20 protein-coding genes are annotated in these 19,066 nt (G+C 50.5%); 16 read left to right on the forward strand and 4 right to left on the reverse strand.

Annotated features, from left to right (window positions below; genetic code table 11):
* The first annotated feature begins 79 nt into the window (after positions 1-79).
* The 9 genes from R50912_RS01525 (at position 80) to R50912_RS01565 (ending at position 7,136) form a co-directional block, all read left to right on the forward strand.
* Positions 80-298 (forward strand): hypothetical protein, encoded by a 219-nt coding sequence (locus R50912_RS01525; protein WP_042231828.1) that lies wholly within the window; start codon positions 80-82, stop codon positions 296-298.
* Positions 295-741: a peptidylprolyl isomerase gene (locus R50912_RS01530; protein WP_042231830.1), complete on the forward strand. Its 447-nt coding sequence runs from the start codon at positions 295-297 to the stop codon at positions 739-741. The genes R50912_RS01525 and R50912_RS01530 overlap by 4 nt, the downstream gene beginning before the upstream one ends.
* A gap of 121 nt (positions 742-862) precedes the next feature.
* Positions 863-2,482: an ABC transporter substrate-binding protein gene (locus R50912_RS01535; RefSeq protein ID WP_042231834.1), complete on the forward strand. Its 1,620-nt coding sequence runs from the start codon at positions 863-865 to the stop codon at positions 2,480-2,482.
* Between the two features lie 87 nt (positions 2,483-2,569).
* On the forward strand, positions 2,570-3,520 hold the full coding sequence (locus R50912_RS01540) for an ABC transporter permease (RefSeq protein WP_039300002.1): 951 nt from the start codon (positions 2,570-2,572) through the stop codon (positions 3,518-3,520).
* Between the two features lie 4 nt (positions 3,521-3,524).
* On the forward strand, positions 3,525-4,370 hold the full coding sequence (locus R50912_RS01545; RefSeq protein WP_039300005.1) for an ABC transporter permease: 846 nt from the start codon (positions 3,525-3,527) through the stop codon (positions 4,368-4,370).
* A 14-nt stretch (positions 4,371-4,384) separates the two neighbouring features.
* The gene (locus tag R50912_RS01550) at positions 4,385-5,398 is read left to right on the forward strand and encodes an ABC transporter ATP-binding protein (RefSeq protein ID WP_042231835.1); all 1,014 of its coding nucleotides are present in this window, start codon (positions 4,385-4,387) and stop codon (positions 5,396-5,398) included.
* Positions 5,391-6,308 carry an ABC transporter ATP-binding protein gene (locus R50912_RS01555; protein WP_042231837.1) on the forward strand — a complete coding sequence of 306 codons (918 nt, stop codon included), beginning with the start codon at positions 5,391-5,393 and terminating at the stop codon, positions 6,306-6,308. Before R50912_RS01550 ends, R50912_RS01555 begins: the two co-directional genes overlap by 8 nt.
* A 71-nt stretch (positions 6,309-6,379) precedes the next feature.
* Positions 6,380-6,829, forward strand: coding sequence for a hypothetical protein (locus R50912_RS01560; RefSeq protein WP_042231839.1), 450 nt, complete (start codon positions 6,380-6,382; stop codon positions 6,827-6,829).
* A gap of 85 nt (positions 6,830-6,914) precedes the next feature.
* Positions 6,915-7,136 carry a hypothetical protein gene (locus tag R50912_RS01565; protein ID WP_042231840.1) on the forward strand — a complete coding sequence of 74 codons (222 nt, stop codon included), beginning with the start codon at positions 6,915-6,917 and terminating at the stop codon, positions 7,134-7,136.
* On the opposite strand, the gene R50912_RS01570 is transcribed toward R50912_RS01565, so the two are convergent.
* Positions 7,115-7,471: a hypothetical protein gene (locus R50912_RS01570; protein ID WP_042241342.1), complete on the reverse strand. Its 357-nt coding sequence runs from the start codon at positions 7,469-7,471 to the stop codon at positions 7,115-7,117. The two genes, R50912_RS01565 and R50912_RS01570, sit on opposite strands and share 22 nt — an antisense overlap.
* A gap of 151 nt (positions 7,472-7,622) precedes the next feature.
* Between R50912_RS01570 and R50912_RS36380 the strand changes: the two genes are divergently transcribed.
* Positions 7,623-7,835, forward strand: a complete 213-nt coding sequence (locus R50912_RS36380; protein WP_081956339.1) for a transposase — start codon at positions 7,623-7,625, stop codon at positions 7,833-7,835.
* Positions 7,836-8,408: 573 nt separating this feature from the next.
* Here R50912_RS36380 and R50912_RS01580 read toward each other — a convergent pair.
* A complete protein-coding gene (locus R50912_RS01580; RefSeq protein ID WP_042231843.1) occupies positions 8,409-9,200 on the reverse strand; it encodes a hypothetical protein in 792 nt (263 codons plus the stop codon).
* A 255-nt stretch (positions 9,201-9,455) separates the two neighbouring features.
* Here R50912_RS01580 and R50912_RS36385 point away from each other — a divergent pair, with 255 nt between their 5' ends.
* Both R50912_RS36385 and R50912_RS01585 read left to right on the forward strand, forming a co-directional pair.
* Positions 9,456-9,698, forward strand: coding sequence for a transposase (locus tag R50912_RS36385; protein WP_081956340.1), 243 nt, complete (start codon positions 9,456-9,458; stop codon positions 9,696-9,698).
* A 69-nt stretch (positions 9,699-9,767) separates the two neighbouring features.
* The gene (locus R50912_RS01585) at positions 9,768-10,601 is read left to right on the forward strand and encodes an MBL fold metallo-hydrolase (protein WP_042231845.1); all 834 of its coding nucleotides are present in this window, start codon (positions 9,768-9,770) and stop codon (positions 10,599-10,601) included.
* Positions 10,602-10,609: 8 nt separating this feature from the next.
* Here the strand turns inward: R50912_RS01585 and R50912_RS01590 are convergent, their stop codons facing one another.
* Complete coding sequence (locus R50912_RS01590) at positions 10,610-11,449, reverse strand: SDR family oxidoreductase (RefSeq protein ID WP_042231847.1); 840 nt, start codon at positions 11,447-11,449, stop codon at positions 10,610-10,612.
* A 217-nt stretch (positions 11,450-11,666) separates the two neighbouring features.
* Here R50912_RS01590 and R50912_RS01595 point away from each other — a divergent pair, with 217 nt between their 5' ends.
* Positions 11,667-12,695, forward strand: coding sequence for an AI-2E family transporter (locus R50912_RS01595; protein WP_042231849.1), 1,029 nt, complete (start codon positions 11,667-11,669; stop codon positions 12,693-12,695).
* A 163-nt stretch (positions 12,696-12,858) separates the two neighbouring features.
* Complete coding sequence (locus R50912_RS01600) at positions 12,859-13,875, forward strand: S66 family peptidase (RefSeq protein WP_042231851.1); 1,017 nt, start codon at positions 12,859-12,861, stop codon at positions 13,873-13,875.
* A gap of 608 nt (positions 13,876-14,483) precedes the next feature.
* Here the strand turns inward: R50912_RS01600 and pyk are convergent.
* On the reverse strand, positions 14,484-15,914 hold the full coding sequence (pyk, locus tag R50912_RS01610; protein ID WP_042231856.1) for a pyruvate kinase: 1,431 nt from the start codon (positions 15,912-15,914) through the stop codon (positions 14,484-14,486).
* 611 nt (positions 15,915-16,525) lie between these two features.
* Here pyk and R50912_RS01615 point away from each other — a divergent pair.
* Both R50912_RS01615 and R50912_RS01620 read left to right on the forward strand, forming a co-directional pair.
* Positions 16,526-17,572 carry a LacI family DNA-binding transcriptional regulator gene (locus R50912_RS01615; protein ID WP_042231858.1) on the forward strand — a complete coding sequence of 349 codons (1,047 nt, stop codon included), beginning with the start codon at positions 16,526-16,528 and terminating at the stop codon, positions 17,570-17,572.
* Positions 17,569-19,014 (forward strand): extracellular solute-binding protein, encoded by a 1,446-nt coding sequence (locus R50912_RS01620; protein ID WP_042231859.1) that lies wholly within the window; start codon positions 17,569-17,571, stop codon positions 19,012-19,014. Before R50912_RS01615 ends, R50912_RS01620 begins: the two co-directional genes overlap by 4 nt.
* Positions 19,015-19,066: the final 52 nt, after the last annotated feature.

Raw genomic sequence — 19,066 nt, forward strand, 5'->3', positions numbered from 1 at the left:
GTGTCTGCCTGAGAGCTGTTGTACAATACCGCATAGACAGGAATAGACATTCTGCAGACTGAAGGACAGGAGTGAGAGAATGGACAAGTCACCGTTAAAAGTACAGCAATTAATCAACCTGCTCCTGGCGATGAATCCGCGCGCCGGGGTTTTTCTGCATACTGCGGATGGAGAACTCCGGCCGCTGCTGGACGAGGATGTACAGGAGATCTATGCGCCTGAGCAAGCGGCCAAGACCGTGGCTCATATCGGCGTTCCCGCAGGCACTTCAGCCGGAGAGGCGGAGGAGACCTTATGAAGCTGGCTCGAATAAGACTGGAACAAGGACAAGAGATCCGGCTCGAATTATTTGACCAGGAGACCCCCGGAACCGTAGCCAATTTTGAAAAGCTCGCGAACAGCGGCTTCTACAACGGTCTGACTTTTCAGCGCGTTGTCCGCGGCTTTGTCGCCCAGGGCGGCTGTCCGGAGGGTACCGGCCGGGGCGGCACGGACAAAATCGCCTGTGAAACGCAAGGCAATCCGCATAAACATGTGCGCGGGGCGTTATCCATGGCCCATTTCGGGCCGGGCACGGGCTCCTGCCAGTTTTTTATCTGCTACGATGCGTTCGATTATCTTGACGGCTGGCATACGGTGTTCGGCAGAGTAATAGAGGGAATGGAGCATGCGGATGCCCTACGGCGCGGGGATCTCATACAGGAGATCAGCGTATGGGATGCCGGCATTCCTCAGCTGTAACAGCAGGCGGTTGTTCAAATTTTCACAGGTGGAAAATTAATACATTGTAATCCCGACTATTCCGATATATAATAACTTTCACAACGAGTGAGATAGCTCATAGACATGGAGGAGAGAGATAATGCGCAAAGGGATATCAGGGGTTGTCATTCTAGTTCTACTAACACTAATGATTAGTGCATGCTCTAATGGAAATAACGCGGCATCGACAAATGCGGGTGCAAGCCAGACACCGGCGGAAACGCAGCAGCCTGCTGCCAGCGAACCGAAGGATGGCGGAAGCTTGATTATAGGGGTCGCTTCTGATCCGGTTGTACTGAATCCGAACTATGCGGGTGACCGTGTCAGTCTGACGATTGACCAGGCACTGTATGCTCCGCTGTTCCAGGTGAATAAGGGGGAGAAGACCTTTTACCTGGCAGAGAGCCTGACACCTTCAGAGGATAATCTTACGTACACACTGAAGCTTAAGGATGGACTTACCTGGCATGACGGAGAGAAGCTTACGGCGGATGATATCGTGTTCACCATTGACAGCATTCTCGACGAGAAGCAGAACAGCTTCCTGAGAGCCAACTTCCTGATCGGCGACCAAGCCATCAAGGCGGTTAAAGTGGATGATCTGACTGTTGACTTCCAGCTTCCGCAGGTCAGCCCGGCTTTTGAAGCGACACTGGTACAGGTGTTCCCGATTCCAAAGCATATTTTTGAGAATGAAACCGACATTGAGAAGAGCACCAAGAACGCTGCTCCGGTAGGTTCCGGTCCCTTCAAATTCAAAGAATACAAAGCCGGTGAGTATCTGACACTGGAACGATTCGATAACTACTTCGGCGGCAAGCCGCATCTGGATTCGGTAACTTACCGGATTGCCAAGGATACCAATGCTGCGAACCTTGCCCTGCAGAACGGCGAGATCAACGTGCAGTATCTTGATCCTAAGGATGTAGCCACCATTCAGGCAACGAACAATTTCGAAATTCTGCCTTACAGTGAAGGCCGTCTGGCTTATCTGATGTTCAATGCGAACAGTGATACCGGTGCACTCGCCAAAAAAGAAGTCCGTCAAGCCCTGTCCCTGGCCCTCAGCCGTGATGAGCTGATCCAGACAGCGTACACTTCCAGTGAATATGCTGACCCGGCGAAGTCATTCCTGACTCCGGACGCGCTGTATTTCACGAATGAAGTAACTACCTTTGACAATGATGCCGCTAAGGCTAAGGAACTGCTGGCGTCTGCCGGAGAGAGCAACCTGAAGCTTCGTTACATTGTACAGAGCGGTAACAAGGCACAGGAAGCGATCTCGCTGTATGTGCAGCAGAAGCTGAAGGCTGTCGGCGTGGAAGTGGAACTGCAGAACATGGATTCCTCGGCCTGGGTGCAGAAGTTCATCGATCTGAAATCTACCGACTACGAACTGGCATTGACCGGTTATATCATGGGATATGATCCCGATGCTTACCGTATCCTGTTCACTACGGACAGCTCTTCCAACTACTCGCATTATTCGAACAGCGAGGTTGATAAGCTAATGAATGACGGTGCAGGCGAAGCTGATCCGGCACAACGCGCAGAGATCTACAAGAAAGCGCAGGAGCTTGTCGCTGAAGATGCACCGATCTACCCGATCGCGTATACTAAAACAGTTGTAGCTGTATCGAAGAACTACGGCGGCATAGATGAAGCTGTATTGAAGCCGGTCGTTATCTTTGAAGACCTGTCCAAGATCTACCAGAAATAATCCGCCCCAAAAAATAAGCACGGCAAAAAAATAAGCTGGGTTCTTCCAGCTTATTTTTTGCCTGTCAAGAGCTGGGAGAAGCTGCGTATGAGACAACTCATCGTCCGAAGGTTGCTGCAAACACTGCCGATGCTGTTTTTTGTATCCGTAGTGTGTTTTACAATGATTAAGCTGGCTCCGGGAGATCCGGTGCTGTCTTTCGTTACGCCCAATATGCATGCCGATGATATTGAGCGTATCCGCCATAATCTGGGGCTTGATAAGCCCGCCTATATTCAATATTTCATCTGGATCAAGGAAATGGTGCAGGGCAACTTCGGATATTCCCTGATCAATCACCAGCCGGTGCTGGGACAGATTCTGGAACGTTTGCCGGCTACAGCCGGGCTGATGGGCAGCGCCATTGCGCTGGCGGTTATTCTGGCGATTCCGCTAGGCCTCGTGGCCGGTGCGAACCGCAACCGCTGGGTAGACAAGCTGATTAACTTTATTTCCTATGTAGGGATCTCCATTCCGTTATTCTGGCTGGCGATCCTACTGATGTATCTGTTCGCCATTAAGCTACATCTGCTGCCGAGTATGGGGATGCGCACGATCGGTGTGGAATCGCCGCTGGATGTGCTGAAGCACGGGATCTTGCCCTGCTCGGTGCTGGCCTTCGGCTTCCTGGCCGGATATGTGCGTTATATCCGCTCCAGCACGATTGGACAATTGAAAGAGGAATATGTGCAGATCCAGTATGCTTTTGGCTCGAAGAAATCGACAATCCTGTTCCGTCATGTCCTGAAGCATGTGCTGCTGCCGGTCATTACCCTGCTGGGCATGTCTATGGGAGATCTGGTGGCCGGGGCCATCGTCACCGAGACGGTATTCTCGTGGCCGGGCATCGGGTCGCTGGGGATGACGGCGGTTAAGGGGATGGATTATCCCGTCATTATGGGAATCACCTTATTTTCTTCCTTAATGCTGATCCTCGGTAATATGGTGGCAGATATTCTCTACAGCTTCGTCGATCCGCGAATTAAATTAAAGGGGTGACCTCATGAATCGCAGTAAATGGAAAAATCTACAGTCAGAGCTGTTTACGAACGGTCTGGGTGTCGCTGCTCTTGCTGTATTGGCTATCTTTACGCTGGGGGCTATCTTTGCCTTCCTGTCCGGATATGACCCGAATGCTATGGATGCCATGGCCCGCCTCACCAAGCCGGGCGCCGGACATCTGTTCGGAACGGATGACTATGGACGCGATTATCTGTCCAGAGCGCTATATGGCGGCCGTGTCTCGCTGCTGGTCGGGTTTGCTTCCATGATCGTGGCTACCTTCGTGGGTGTGATGGTTGGTGTGATCAGCGGATACTTCGGCGGCTGGCTGGATAATCTGCTGATGCGGATGCTGGATATCATCATGTCGATTCCGTCCTTTCTGATCCTCCTGCTGCTCAGTGTCTATTTGAAGCCGAGCATCGGCAATCTGATTATTATTATTGCCTTGTTAATGTGGATGAACGTGGCCCGCGTTGTGCGAGCGGAGACCCTTACGATCAAGGAACGCGAATATGTGCTGTACGCCAAGGCTTCCGGCCAAAGCTCCTTCGGCATGATCTGGCGGCATATCCTTCCGGGCCTGGTACCGGTGATTATCGTCGGCGCAACGAATAATATTGCATCGGCCATTATGATGGAATCGTCGCTGAGCTTCCTCGGCTTCGGGGTACAGCCGCCGAACGCCACCTGGGGCAGCATGCTGAACAGCGCTCAAGGGTATATTGCAGAGGCGCCTTATCTGGCACTGTTCCCTGGGCTGATGATCCTGCTGACCGTTCTGAGCTTCAATGTGCTGGGTGATATTTTGCGGGTCGGCTTTGAACCAAAGCTGATCCGGAGATAGGAGAGTGGAACATCATGACTGAACGGCTGTTGACTGTTGAGAATTTGCAGGTTTCATTTGCTACCCGGGGCGGCGAGAATCAGGCCGTCCGCGGCGTTAGCTTCCATATAGATGCCGGTGAAACGGTGGGGATTGTCGGAGAATCGGGCAGCGGCAAAAGCGTTACCGCCAAGGCGGTCATGTCCCTGATCACGCCGCCGGGCCGCATGACTGCCGGTAAGCTGGAGTTTCGCGGCGAGAGTCTGAAGGGGCTCACGGAGAAGCAGTGGCGGACCCTGCGCGGCAACCGGATCGCGATGGTCTTTCAGGACCCGATGACCTCGCTGAATCCGGTCAAAAGAATAGGCCAGCAATTAACCGAAGTCATCCGCAGACACCGGGGACTCAATAAAGCAGAGGCGTATGCCGAGGCGGCGGAAATCCTCCGCCAGGTCGGCATACGTGATCCGGAACAGCGCCTGAAGCAGTATCCGCATGAATTCAGCGGAGGTATGCGCCAGCGGGTTATGATCGCGATGGCGCTCTCCTGCCAGCCGGAGCTGCTGATTGCCGATGAGCCGACCACGGCGCTGGATGCGACGATTCAAGCGCAGATTCTGGATCTGTTCAAGGAACTGAAAGAACGGTCGGACACCGCGGTGGCGCTGATCACCCATGACCTCGGTGTCGTGGCCCAGGTCTGCACGCGGGTCATTGTGATGTACGGCGGGCTTGTTATGGAGGAGGGCGCAGTGGAGGATATCTTCTATCGTCCCCAGCATCCGTATACCCAGGGTCTGCTGCGTTCCATTCCGAAGCGCGGCGGAGGATCACGGGAGCGGCTGATTCCAATTGAAGGCACACCGCCGGATCTGCTGAATCCGCCGCCCGGCTGTCCGTTTATGGACCGCTGCCCGCATGCTTTTGCCCGCTGCTGTGAACGTCCGCCGGTAATAGAGCTTGCACCTGGCCACCGCTCAATGTGCTGGCTGGCCGAAGGCGCAGAGCAGCAGGCGGCAGTTACAGTGGGGAGGGATTCCGGTGAGTGAGAGCAAGGTGCTCGTAGATGTGAACAATCTGAGGAAGCATTTCTCCAAGGGCAAGGATATACGCGGGCGCGATACGGCTGTGCTTAAGGCCGTGGACGGCGTCAGCTTCCAGATCCGCCAGGGCGAGACCTTCGGACTGGTGGGTGAATCCGGGAGCGGCAAGTCAACGGTTGGCCGCTGTCTGCTCCGCCTGTACGATTATACGGACGGCGAGGTATTCTATGACGGGCAGCCGCTGGGCAAGCTGGGCGAGAAAGGGCTGAAGCCGTTCCGCAGACGGATTCAGTCGATTTTTCAGGACCCGTACTCTTCACTGAACCCCAGCCTGAATGTGCTGGAATTGATCAGTGAGCCGATGCGTATCCATGGACTCTACCCAGGTGAAGAGCGCAAGGAAGCCGTGGCGGAGCTGCTGGAGAAGGTTGGTCTCAAAAGAGAGCATCTCTACCGCTTCCCGCATGAGTTCAGCGGGGGGCAACGCCAGCGGATTTCCATCGCCCGGGCGCTGTCGGTCCGGCCCGAGTTCGTCGTCTGCGACGAGCCGATCTCGGCGCTGGATGTCTCTGTGCAGGCCCAGGTCGTCAATATGCTGGAGGATCTGCAGTCCGAATTCGGGCTGACCTATCTGTTCATTGCCCATGACCTGTCGATGGTCCGGCATATCTCTGACCGGATCGGTGTCATGTACGGCGGCCGCCTCGTTGAGGTTGCGGAGAGCGATGAGCTGTATGACAATCCGCAGCATCCGTATACCAAAGCGCTGCTGTCTTCCATTCTGGAGACAGACCCGCTGAAGGCCAGCCAGCGAATCCGGCTGGATGCCTACTCGGTAACGCGCGGGGATGATGAAGGCGCTGTGCTGCGGGAAGTGAGCCCGGGGCATTACGTGGCTGGTGATTTTACGGACTGAGTTCAGGGAATGCCTGAGCAATGATCAATTGATCAGGATATGAGCACTCATATGGATAAGGAGGATCTAGAATGACAGAAACGAAGAACAAGGTAAAGTTATCGCAATGGGATGCCCTGCTGGTGGAATCGCTGCGCTCTCTGGGCTGGTCCGATGAAGAACTGCTGCGGCGGGTTGCCGAAGGCGATCTGCCTGCCGACGAGAGTGAATACGAGTTCGATTACGGGCAGCTGTCCACGCTCGCTGGTGAACAGCCGGAGCTGTTCCGCCAGGCCGTGACCGAAGGCTACCAGATCAAATACAACACGATCCGCGGCATCCGCAGCTGGATTGCCGTTGCGCTTCGCACCGAGCCGAAGCTGGAGCTGGAGGAAGGCCGCGAAGCAGTCGAAGCGGTGTTGTCGGAATCACAGAAGCAACGGCTGGAGGAAGTATTATCCTTCGGCTGGCAGATTACCGGCGGCGGAACAGCAGCAGATGGCGGCAACGCCACTTACCGGATCGAGCCGATCCAGCGGTAACAGCAGAGCTGAGCAGCAGAAACAAGCTGCATAATTAGGTGTATGTTAAGAATTAGCCCTTCGGCTTTGCCGGAGGGCTTTTTGCATGATGAATACAGAAACTCTGGGGCATTTCATAAAAGATACTGGTCTGTCGCTGTTGATCGGGAAACGGGGAATATTGATTTCAAAGAATATAAACAGAAGTTTTGATCAAACCGTTTGTGATGGATGGTTGACGCAAACTGTGAAGGAAGAGGAAAGCAGTTTGCGTTTCTCCTATCGCTTCGATTTAAGTTATTTAGACTATAGTTCGCCAATCGCTTGAACAACTAGTTTCAAAGCTTTAAGTCTTCTTTCTAAAAGCGTTCTTTGTGGACTACCAGTCTTTGACTTAGCATAACTGTTCTCAACTGATGGGGTTAAACCAATAATAACTTTGCGGGCTTCTGCTAAATCTTCATGTGTGTATTGATGAGGTTTTTGATTCCAGACGTTTTCTAGGATAGCTAAGCCGATGTAAACAGCATTGAGTCGTTTCTTTACTAGGGTAGTATTTACGGCATTTTGAGTCATCTGGGACAAGGCGTTCTCGAGTTTTTTGATTGTAGATTGCAAAGATCTTATTGATTCCAATTTTTCTACATTAGATACATCTTCCATGTAAACACTGTCCTTTGTTCGCTTCTGAATTATTATATTGGGCAATGTATTGCAATAAGTTCTCTTGGGCGTGTCTTAAAACTAGCTATTGCCTTAAAAGCGTAACATAGCATAATTTTACAAGGACGAAATCACGAGGAGCTTGTAAAAGATGCTAAGACGCCACGAAATCAAAGACCAGGACTGGGAACGGGTTAAAGAACTATTGCCACCTGAAAATAGAGGCGAAGGCAGACCGTCAAAATCCAACCGGATGATGCTTAATGGAATGCTTTGGAAAGTCAAAACAGGTGCGCCTTGGCGTGATTTGCCTGAACGTTTGGTCCTTGGAAAACTCCGCAGAAGGCGGTTGCCTTCTTCCTGAGTTAAGTCACGAACAAAAATAGTCATGCCGCTCACCTCGAGAGAGTTGGATTTACGTATAATTACCCGTTTTTCCAACTATGTTCTCGGAAGGGGCACTAGTTAAGTTTCATTTCTTCGTATAAAACTGAATCGAAATATCGATTATGTTTGTTCTAATTTTTGGTTATCTTGAAGTTTATTAAGAAAAAAGAAAAATTTAAAAATATAAATAGGAGCAAAAGATTCATATTTAGATCTTCAAATTTTACAACCCATGGAATCATAGGAGTGAAAAAATTCATTAAAAAAAGCATGAAAGAGTTTATATCTTTCTTTTTGGTAAATCTATATTTAATCCAATTATAAATAACATAGATCAAACCAACAGAATTTAAACATAAAATAGTAACATAGAAAACCGTTTGTTCCACCGAGAATTCCCTTCTGCTTTGTAATTAAACTAGGTTAGTTTATCACCAAGCTTGTATGGTTCCGGTACTATCATTCAGGAACCGTCAGAGCAATTGGAGAATGCAATGAGGGAGGAACCTAATTGACGAACAGCCCTCATTGTCACTTCGCTGGTTCTAAATCACATAGCTGATAATGTTTGATAAGCATTATTTATGGCAGAGTCACAATCCCTATTTGAATTATAAACCCCCCATATTGTGGCAGCAAAAGCTGGAGCAGATACAATAAGTGCTGGAATCGCAGCTAAAGAAATAACAACAGAAATTCCAGCCGCTTGAGCTGCAAATTGAAAAGCCTTCAACGAACTTAGAGATCCAGAAAAAGAATTAACATACATTTTGTAATCTGAAGCATGTGAATTAGACTGTGAAAAGTATTTACTTACGTTGTTCCCAGTTGGACCGTAGTCATAATGTTGGTAAGATGCTGCATAAAACGTACCGCCAGCAGTAGAAGAATAGTTATCATAATAACAGGACCCCTTATCACCACCCGCTTCACGTGTTTGAATTCCAGGTCTTGTTTGGATTTGCGTATCTTCAACTTTAACATTATTTAGATATACGGAACCATCATTTTTCGTTGTGATCACATCTACATTTGTATTATATGTATAAATTTTACTATACGATTCCATTCCTGGCTGTAATACATATGTTTTGATATCCGTAACCTCACCAGAAACACCGTCAGATGTAGGAATTGATTTAACCTGAATTGTTTCAGTTTGAGTGCCAATTAGTTCACCTTCAATAGTCCTTAGCTCAGTGGTGCTTGTAGTTACATAGGGAGCATTATTCGCCGCTACACCTCCTTCTGAATTGTTACCAGGTGCGGCCATTGAAGCCGTAGCACTAGTTAGAAAAAACACTCCACACAGTAATGGTAAAAAAATCGATTTCACTTTCAAATTAATTGACTCCTAGAAAATGGAATTTTAAGTACAGATGTACACTACTCCAGTTTCTGGAAAATGTAAATAAATATATTGTGAAGAAATACAAGGCTTTCATAATATTGATATGCGAAGCGTACTAAAGAAGGTGGATACATCTACTTTTCTAGACACCAAGTAGGACGAGAGTTGCATATGGCTGATATTCTACCAGAAAGAGAAAAGATGAAGATCTGAAAAGATTTTATTTAATATAAAAGCATTATACAGATGCTAAGACGCTACGAAATTAACGACCAGGACTGGGAACGGGTTAAAGAACTATTGCCACCCGAAAATAGAGGCGAAGGCAGACCGTCGAAACCCAACCGGATGATGCTTAATGGAATGCTTTGGAAAGTCAAAACAGGTGCGCCTTGGCGTGATTTGCCTGAACGGTTTGGTCCTTGGAAAACCGTGTACTCCCGATTTCGTTTGTTGAGTAACAACGACCTTTTTCAACCGAAACACTAGATGTAGAATAGTCGTAGGATAAGAATCGTAAACTATAAAGCGGGTGTATCGACTCTTGGGAGGTATTGGATGTTTAGATGGAAGCGTGGCCCTGTCACTCTGTTCCAAAGTGATCTGTACATGACGAATTCACTTGTTATGGAGACGGAGAATTGTGTGCTGGTAACCGATCCCTGCTGGCTGCCCCGTGAGGTGGAGGAAATCCGGCGGTATGTAGACAACATTCTTGGCGCGAGAAGGCTGCTCCTGTTATTCACCCATTCTGATTTCGATCATATTATCGGATATGGGGCCTTCAGAGGGGCTGAAGTCATTGCAAGCAGGGCATTCGCGGACAAAAGCGCCGGGGAACGCGAAGATATTCTTGAACAGATCCGGGCATTTGACGATAGTTATTATCTCAGGAGAGACTATGAAATCACGTATCCGCAGGTGGATCATGTGATGGAAGAGGAAGGTCAGACGCTGGTATTCGGGGATTTGAAGCTGACGGGATATGCTGCGCCGGGCCATACGGATGATGGGCTATTTACTATAGTGGAGTCTGCCGGGCTGTTCATTGCCGGAGACTACTTGTCTGACGTGGAGTTTCCCTATATCTACGACAGCAGTCTGGCTTACGAAGCAACGCTCGGCAAGCTGGAGCAGATATTGGCGCGGCACCCGTTCACGCTGCTGGTCCCCGGACATGGGGAGGCAACGGACAGCAGCGTAGAACTGGAGCGGCGCAGGGAAGAGAGCCTGAAGTATATCCACAACATGCGTACGGCTGTAGCTTCAGGCATCCAGGAAACGGTTGATGCTCTGATCGAAGGCTGTGCGTTCCCGCGCAATATGTCCAACTTCCACCGCAGCAATCAGGCGCTGATCGCGAAGGAGCTGGCCGGGAAAGCGGAAGACTGACGCTGCAGTTACATATCCAGCTGGATTTTGCGAATATGAAGAACACCATCAAGTCCTGTAGGGTCTGTACTGACCTTACGGGAGACGAATTCTTCGGCCCGTTCGGAGGTGCGCAGGCGCAGCGGCTTGGTCTCCAGCTGAACCAGATCCCACATGACGTCTGCTACGGACTCTGAAGTCTGCGGTTCTACATTCCGTTTCAGGAACGTCCCTGTGTAGGCATCGAGAATCGGCTTGTACTCATCTTCGAGGATGCCGCCGGTGTCCGCTACATGCCCAAGGACAGTCTTATTGAATTCTGTAGCGATGGCACCCGGCTCAAGCAGGGTAATGTCGATATTGAATTGCGGCTTGTAATAGGTAGCCAGACTCTCCAGCAGTCCCTCCACCGCGAATTTGCTGGCGCAGTAGATTTCGTTCATCGGTTGTCCAATGAGCCCGCCGACACTGGACGTAGCCACAATATGGCCGTAGCCGGTCTTGCGCAGCAGGGGCAGTGCAGCCCGGATCGTATGCATAACCCCGTACACATTAGTGTCGAATATGCGCTCGATATCAGTGAATGGAGCTTGTCCAAGCGCCCGGAGATAGCCGAACCCGGCATTGCAGAACAGTACATCCAGCGTACCGCGCTCCTGGTCAATCTGGTCGATAACCCGCTGAATACTGTCCGGCTGTGTAACCTCCAGTTCTACGAACTGCAGATTGTCCACATTGCGGTACAATTCCTGATCGCGCTCCAGATGGCGGGTGCCGGCGTAGACCGTCCAGCCTTCCTGTGCAAACTTCAGCGCGGACGCCAGGCCGATGCCGGATGATGCTCCGGTGATGCAGATGATTTTGCCCATAAGGGATACAGCCTCCATTAATTTGGAATTAAATTGCTTTAACCTTCACGAGATCGCACACATTATAGCATACAGCAGCCGATGTTCTGACAAGATGACATAAAGTTTGTTTTTTCGCGTATTTTTGACTCTGCCGAAGTTGCTATAATTGTTTTCGTTACGGTACACTATAACTAAAGGTCCTAATCGCCTGCGAATGGAGAGGAACAAGGAAACAATGGATGTATTCAAGCGTTACTTTGCAAATTTAACAGTCCGCCGCTTTTTAATTCTGGCACTGATTGGACTGCTGCTGTACAGTATTAGAGACATGCTGAATCTGGTGCTGCTGACGTTCCTGATTGCTTATGTAATGAACAGCTTTCAGGTGCTTTTGAGCAAAAGAATCGGCAAATATGTCAAGGTGAACAGCAAGGTAATTATTATTATTTTGTACTTAGCGCTCATCACTATGATCGTATTGGCCCTTGTCAAATATCTGCCCAAGGTCTTCTCGCAGATTAAGCAATTAACCGCGTTTCTCGGAACACTAACCTCTGACGACATCCCACAGAACGAGATTATGCAGTATTTATTCAGCATGGTTAAGGAATTGAACTACCAGAGCTATTTGAATCAAGGCATTGAATACGTGTTCAAAATCAGTGACTGGGGAACTACGTTCGTCCTGTCAACGATTCTGAGCCTTGTCTTCATCCTGGAGAAAAACAGAATTGTCAACTTCACCTCCCGTCTGAGAGAGAGCAAGATTTCCTGGTTCTATGTGGAACTGGAGTATTTCGGCAAGAAATTCATAGCCTCCTTCGGTAAAGTCATTGAAGCACAGATCCTGATTGCGCTGTTCAATACTTTGTTCACGGTTGTCGGATTATGGATCCTGGGCTTCTTTTTCGAACCCTTCCCGTATCTCTTTGCGCTCGCTATTATGATCTTCATGCTCAGTCTGATTCCAGTGGTCGGCTTTGTCATTTCGCTTATTCCGCTGTGCATCATCGGCTACAATACCGGTGGACTGGTGATGACGATCTACATACTGGCGATGATTGCCGTGCTGCATGTCATGGAAGGCTACTTCCTCAACCCTAAGCTGATGTCCTCCAAAATGAACCTTCCGATGTTCTACACCTTCATCGTGCTGTTATTCTCAGAGCATTATATTGGCGTATGGGGACTGATTCTCGGTATTCCGATCTTCGTCTTTTTCCTGGATATTCTGGAGATTAGCCGTGATAAGCCGGGTACCTGATTGGCAAGGATACAAGGTGGAACAACGATAAATGCACGATCTATAACGATCCAATAGATAAATGACATACACAAACATATAGGTAATAATCCAAATAGGTGATATTCAAACTGCTCATGGTTTGGGTATCCCTTTTTTATTAGGAAGAAGGAGGAGGCGCAAGATGATCAAATATCCGGTATTAGAGCCAAGAGCAGTTATAGGTGTAACAGCACCCTCATCAGGAGTAGGGGAGGAACTGCGTGAACTGCTCGAGCTAGCCTGCAGCCGGTTGCAGGAGCAGGGTTATGGCGTGGTATGCGGAGCAACGGCGTGGACGCAGGATAAGGCCAAGTCTGCACCGGCAAGCGTGCGTGCGGCTGAATTCAATGCCATGATGGCCGATGACAGCATCGGGCTCGTGATCCCGCCTTGGGGCGGGGAGCTGCTGATCGAGATTCTGGAGCAGGTAGATTTCGATCACATGAAGGTCAAATGGATTCTCGGCTACTCTGATATTAGTGTGCTGCTGCTGGCAGTTACTCTTAAGACGGGGATCGCCACTGCCCACGGTACAAATTTTGTTGACCTGCGTGGCGAAGAGACCGACCCGGTGACGGCCATGTGGGAATCAGTGCTGTCTACAGCAAGCGGGCAATCGGTACTTCAGCATTCCTCGCAGCAGTACCAGCTGGAATGGGGAGGCGCGGAGCCTTCACCCCATGTGTTCAACCTTACGGAAGTCACCAATTGGAAGACTGTAGGTAATCAGAACGTAACTATGCAGGGCCGTCTGCTCGGCGGCTGCATTGATGTAATCCGGCATCTCATCGGCACGCCGTATGGGGAGGTGCGGCATTTCCAGCAGCATTACATCCAGAATGAGCCTATCCTGTGGTATCTGGAGAACTGTGAGCTGTCGGTAACGGATCTGCGCAGGTCCCTGCTGCAGATGAAGCTGGCCGGCTGGTTCGAGAATTGCTCGGGTCTGATGTTCGGCCGTAGTGCAGCGGGTCGCCCTATGGAGAATTACACCGTAGAAGATGTCTACCAGGAGCTTGCCAGCGAGCTGGGGCTGCCGGTTGTGTATGATATCGATTGCGGCCATCTGCCGCCGCAGATTACGCTGGTGAACGGGGCGTTTGCGGAGGTGTTGGCTGGAGCTGGTAAAGGGACTGTGAAGCAGTATTTCCGGGCGTAAATGAGAAGTACTCGTGCTAAACTATATGTAGTGAACATTAATGTAAATGGCCCTTAGCGGGTTAGGAACTAGCCTATAAGCTTGGGTAAACTTGGAGCAGTAGCTCTATTGACCAAGAAGCACCCACCTCTTAGGTAGTGTGTAGTTCACGACCTGTGTTTTCCATACTTTCGATAAGTTCTTTGTTTGAATCATTTTCGCCATGATTACGGCCTCCTTCACCTCCATGCTATATCGACTATTTTGCTGTCCAGCCATCGAGTTAATACAATCTAAAGTGACATTCTTGTCATGTTGATTCATTAGGGTTACGCTTCGACCAATAGACTTCGGCTTTTTCAATCTTCTACGTTCCTTGCGAATACCTGCTAAATCTACACTCCTTCTTAAATCTCAAACGGGTAAGGGCATCGATTGCGCCGTCAGGCTGAATGAGAACATTCCCCGGGTGCTGGAACAACGATATCATCCCGATGGATAAACTGCAGCTGAAATTCCTCTGCATTCGGCAGCGCGAGCTTCATCATCAACGGCTCGAACAGGGACGCAGGGAAAACCAAAACATCCGTAGCAGGTGAGATAGGCTCCTGCCAAGGATGTTTTGGTTTTTAGAGCGATTCGCCTACTTGGTGAACCCGCAGCAGGTTGGTGGTTCCGGTGCAGCCTGCAGGGACACCGGCGGTGATGACTACCAGGTCGCCATCTTGCACGTAACCAGCCGACTTGGCCAGTACAACGGCGGCTGCTATGGCTGCATCAGTGCTGGAAGCGGACACGCTGCGGAGCAGCGGAGTTACACCCCAGGTCAAGGACAGGGCGTACAATACACTCTCTTTGGTGGATACGGCGATGACCGGTGCAGCCGGCTTGTGCTTGGCGATCATCCGGGCGGTAAAGCCGCTTTCGGTCAAGGCGAGAATGGCCTTGGCGGAGAGCACAAGGGCGGTACGGGCAACGGCTTCGCCGATGACGCTGGTTACGTTGGTGGCAGCCTCGTCATCCTTGCGGCTACAGCGGCCGTGGCGTCCCAGGACGGACTCGGCGCGGGCAGCGATACGGGCCATGGTCTCGACGGACTCCAGCGGGTACTTGCCTGCGGCGGATTCGCCGGACAGCATGACGGAATCAGTGCCGTCGAAGATAGCGTTGGCGACATCGCCCGCTTCCGCACGGGTCGGACGCGGGTTCATCTGCATGGACTCCAGCATGTGGGTGGCGGTGATGACTGGTTTACCTGCCAGGTTGCACTTCCTGATCATATCTTTCTGAACCAGCGGCACGTCCTCCACCGGCAGGTCTACGCCCAGGTCGCCGCGGGCTACCATCAGGCCGTCAGCTACGCTCAGGATGGCGTCCAGGTTCTCCACGCCCTCGTCATTTTCGATCTTGGCAATGACTTGGATATGGCCGGCCTTGTGCTCGCTGAGGATACGTTTGATTTCGAGAATGTCTTCGGCTTTGCGGACGAAGGATTGGGCGATGATGTCGATGTTGTGCTCAATGCCGAACTTGATGTGCCGGACGTCCTTCTCGGTTACGCCGGGGAGGCTGGTTTTGACGCCGGGAACGTTTACGCCCTTACGCTGCTTCAGCTTGCCGCCGTTTTTGATGAGGCAGGTGATCTCGGTGCCTTCGGCATGTACGACCTCCAGACGGACCAGACCGTCATCGATCAGGATGATGCTGCCGGGCTTCACATCTTGGGGCAGCTGCTTGTAGGTGACTTGAATGCGGTCCTTGGTGCCGGGCACTTCCTCGGTGGTCAGAACCACGGTTTCACCCGGTACCAGCTCCGCGTAGTCCGAGGCCATTTTACCGATCCGGATTTCCGGACCTTTGATGTCGAGCAGGACGGCAACGTACTGGTTCAGCTCTTTGGCTGCTTCCCGGATGCGCCGGATGCGCTCCGCGTGCTCGTATAGCTCTCCGTGGGCGAAGTTCAGGCGGGCAACGTTCATACCAGCTTGGATCAGCTTCCGGAGCATTTCTGGGCTTTCGCTGGATGGACCGATGGTGCAGACGATTTTAGTTTTGCGCATGACTTTTCTCTCCTTATATTTAACATTGAACTCTTGTGAAAACTTTCTCTAACCCATACAACACAGCATAACGCTTCATCAGAAAAAAATATATATTTTCGTTATTCATCAATTTTGATGTAGAAGGCAGGTCATCTTATGATTGGTTTTTTGTACCCAAAAACCATCCATACGCCGGGAAGGAAATTACATTAGCGGAAATAATGAAGGAATTGTTACGACGGGACATTGAGAAATTACTAATTTCTTGAAATTTACCAAGTAGCAGCGTTGGGCGATTTCATTTTTAAACGCAGAGGTCCATTTCGACGCGTTAATTTAGGCAAGAAAAAGAAGGTGCGAGAAGTATCCGGTGATGAACCGGCTTCTCGCACCTTCTTTTTTTAAGGCCCTGCATTACAGAAAAATGACTTCTCGTTAATATTAGTCGTACAAAACCGCTTTAATATAAAGCCTGTAAGACATAGTGCAGCACTCCGGGAACTCCGGCTCCATGCAAGACCAGAGACAGGGGGCGAAGGATGTCCATTCATTAAACCGGTTTAATAATATGCGGGATTAAACTACAAAAATCCGACTGCACGGGCAGGAGATAAGCGAGGTTTTCTTCTATGGCTACCATCGATGATGTGGCAAAAGCATCAGGCGTTTCTAAGGGAACCGTATCAAGTGTGTTCAGCAAAAAAAGACCGATCAGCAAGGAAGTCACAGAGCGTGTACTGGCGGCAGCCAAAGAACTTAATTACAAGCCTAATTATTGGGCCAGAAGCCTGGCGAACAAGTCGACCCGCATTGTAGGCCTTGATATTCAAGGAGAGAAATTCAAGTTTAGCCAGTTTCACCTCTCACTTCTAAATGGAGTGTTAAGTGTCTGTTATGAACAGGGTTACCGGCTGCTCGTCAATACGCTCTCCCATACGTATCAGAACCAGCTGGAGCATATGGTCACAGGCCCGGCCGACGGGGAGATTCTGCTGAATCCGGAGAGTGATGATGAGCGGATTATCGAACGGCTATCCGGGGATATCCCCATCGTGCTGATCGGCAGGCCGTCCGCTGAGTTCGAGAATCATGTTTCTTATGTGGACAATGACAACGTCAGTATGACTGAGCAGACTACCCGCTACCTGCTTGATCTGGGACACAGGAATTTCTTATTTCTGAACGCGCCGGCAGACCGGACTGTTGCGGTTGACCGGGCCAGCGGTTTTCTTGCTGCCATCCAGAAAGCAGGGCTTCCAGAGTCATCCTACAAAATCATATATAAGCCTGATCCGGACAATTCTTCGCTCGATTTCGGGTATAAGACAACGCTTGAGGAGCTTCAGGCCAATCAGGCAATTACAGCAGTTATCTCAGATACAGACACCATGGCGCTCGGTGTTTACAAAGCGGCGGAAGCGCTCAGTATCAGCATCCCCGGTCAATTATCTGTATTCGCCTTTAGCGACGATTCCATATTCTCACCAGAGTTCGCACCGCCGCTCACGGGTGTCCGCCTTCACGCCGAACGCCTGGGACGGGAAGCAGCAACTATGCTGATCGAACAGATGTCAGGGAACCTGAAGACCGTCAAAAGAACGATTGTGCCAACCGATATGGTCATCCGCAGCTCCTGTGCTGCACCCATTACAATCCATGGAGGAAATCAATCATGAGTATGAAGAAGAATGCAGCACTCTCAGTAGTTTTGGCCGGGACTGTTCTATTGTCCGCATGCGGAAGCAACAACGGCAACGCATCTTCACCATCAACAACAACAGTACCACCGACATCCTCGGAAAGTACGTCTCCGGCGGCAGCAACAGAGGGCATGAAGCTTGAAATTCTATCCGGTAACGTTGGAGGGAAAACGCCTGAGGGCAATACGGAATTCGCGCAGGCCATCAGCGATAAGACAGGTCTTGATGTGACACTGGACAAGCCCGCCAGCGACTATGACCAGAAGGTGCTGACCGCGCTCAGCTCGGGTGCGAAATACGATTTAATCGAGGTCAGTGACTTGGCCAAGCTGAATGCGTTCATTGACCAGGGTGTGGTTACCGATCTGACAAGCTTCGTGCAAGGCTCCAAGATCCTGTCGGATCCTGCGGTGATTCCCTCCGGTGAATGGGAGCAGCTGAAAGGCCCGGACGGTAAAATATACGGCGTGTTCTCCAAATTTCAAGGCGCAACCATGCCTATCGTGCGTAAGGACTGGCTGAACAAGCTGGGCCTGAAGGAGCCTAAAACACTTGATGAGCTGTATGCTGTCCTGAAGGCTTTCAAGGAAGAGGACCCGGACGGGAACGGGAAGGCAGATACCTATGGACTCAGTACTTCGGGACTTTATGATATCCAGGGGATTATGAGCGCGGCCGGGCTGAAATACAGATATGTGATGGAGGACGGTAAACGTACCATTCCTTATGCAACCGATGCGGCAATTCCGATGTATGAATGGTTCGCCAAGCTTGTGAAGGAAGGGATTATGGACCCGAATTTCATTACGAATGACACCGCCAAGATGCGCAACCTCTTTCTGACCGACCGTGTCGGGATGGTCACGTACTGGGATGCCTGGGTAGGAATGTTCAATAACCTGAAGCAGCAGGAAGATGCGGCTACAACCTTCCAGGCAGCAGGGATGGCAAGCCTCCAGGCAGCGGATGGTACGATCTTAATGCGCCGGGGAGACCCGGATTTCTGGATTATTCCGGCCAATGCGCCTCATCCCGAGGCTGCTAAGAAGTTCCTTGAATTCTGGAATACAGAAGACGGGATCCTACTCGGAAGCCTGGGCGTCGAGGATTACGACTATACCGTGGATAACGGACAATACACACTGACGGATACCGGCAAGGAAGCAAACATGGACCACGGTGTTCCCTATTGGTATAACTCCACGGTGAAGCCGCAATTCCCTGCTCTGCCTGGTGTTGAAGAGGCGATGGCGCTCTCCAGGCAGTACGCGACACTTGAGCTTTCACTGCCAACATGGCCGGATGCTGAGAAGATTGTGACGAATTACGCGCTTAAAGCAATGTCCGGCCAGATGCCGGCGGGAGACGCGGTAGAACAGATGCAGAAAGAATTGAAGGCGGCAAATTTAATCGATTAATTCATATCAGGAAGGCTTCGGGGCGGCAGGCGAAGATGCTACTGCCGCTCCC

Origin of the sequence: Paenibacillus sp. FSL R5-0912 (genome assembly GCF_000758605.1) — a bacterium.
GTDB lineage: Bacteria > Bacillota > Bacilli > Paenibacillales > Paenibacillaceae > Paenibacillus_AQ.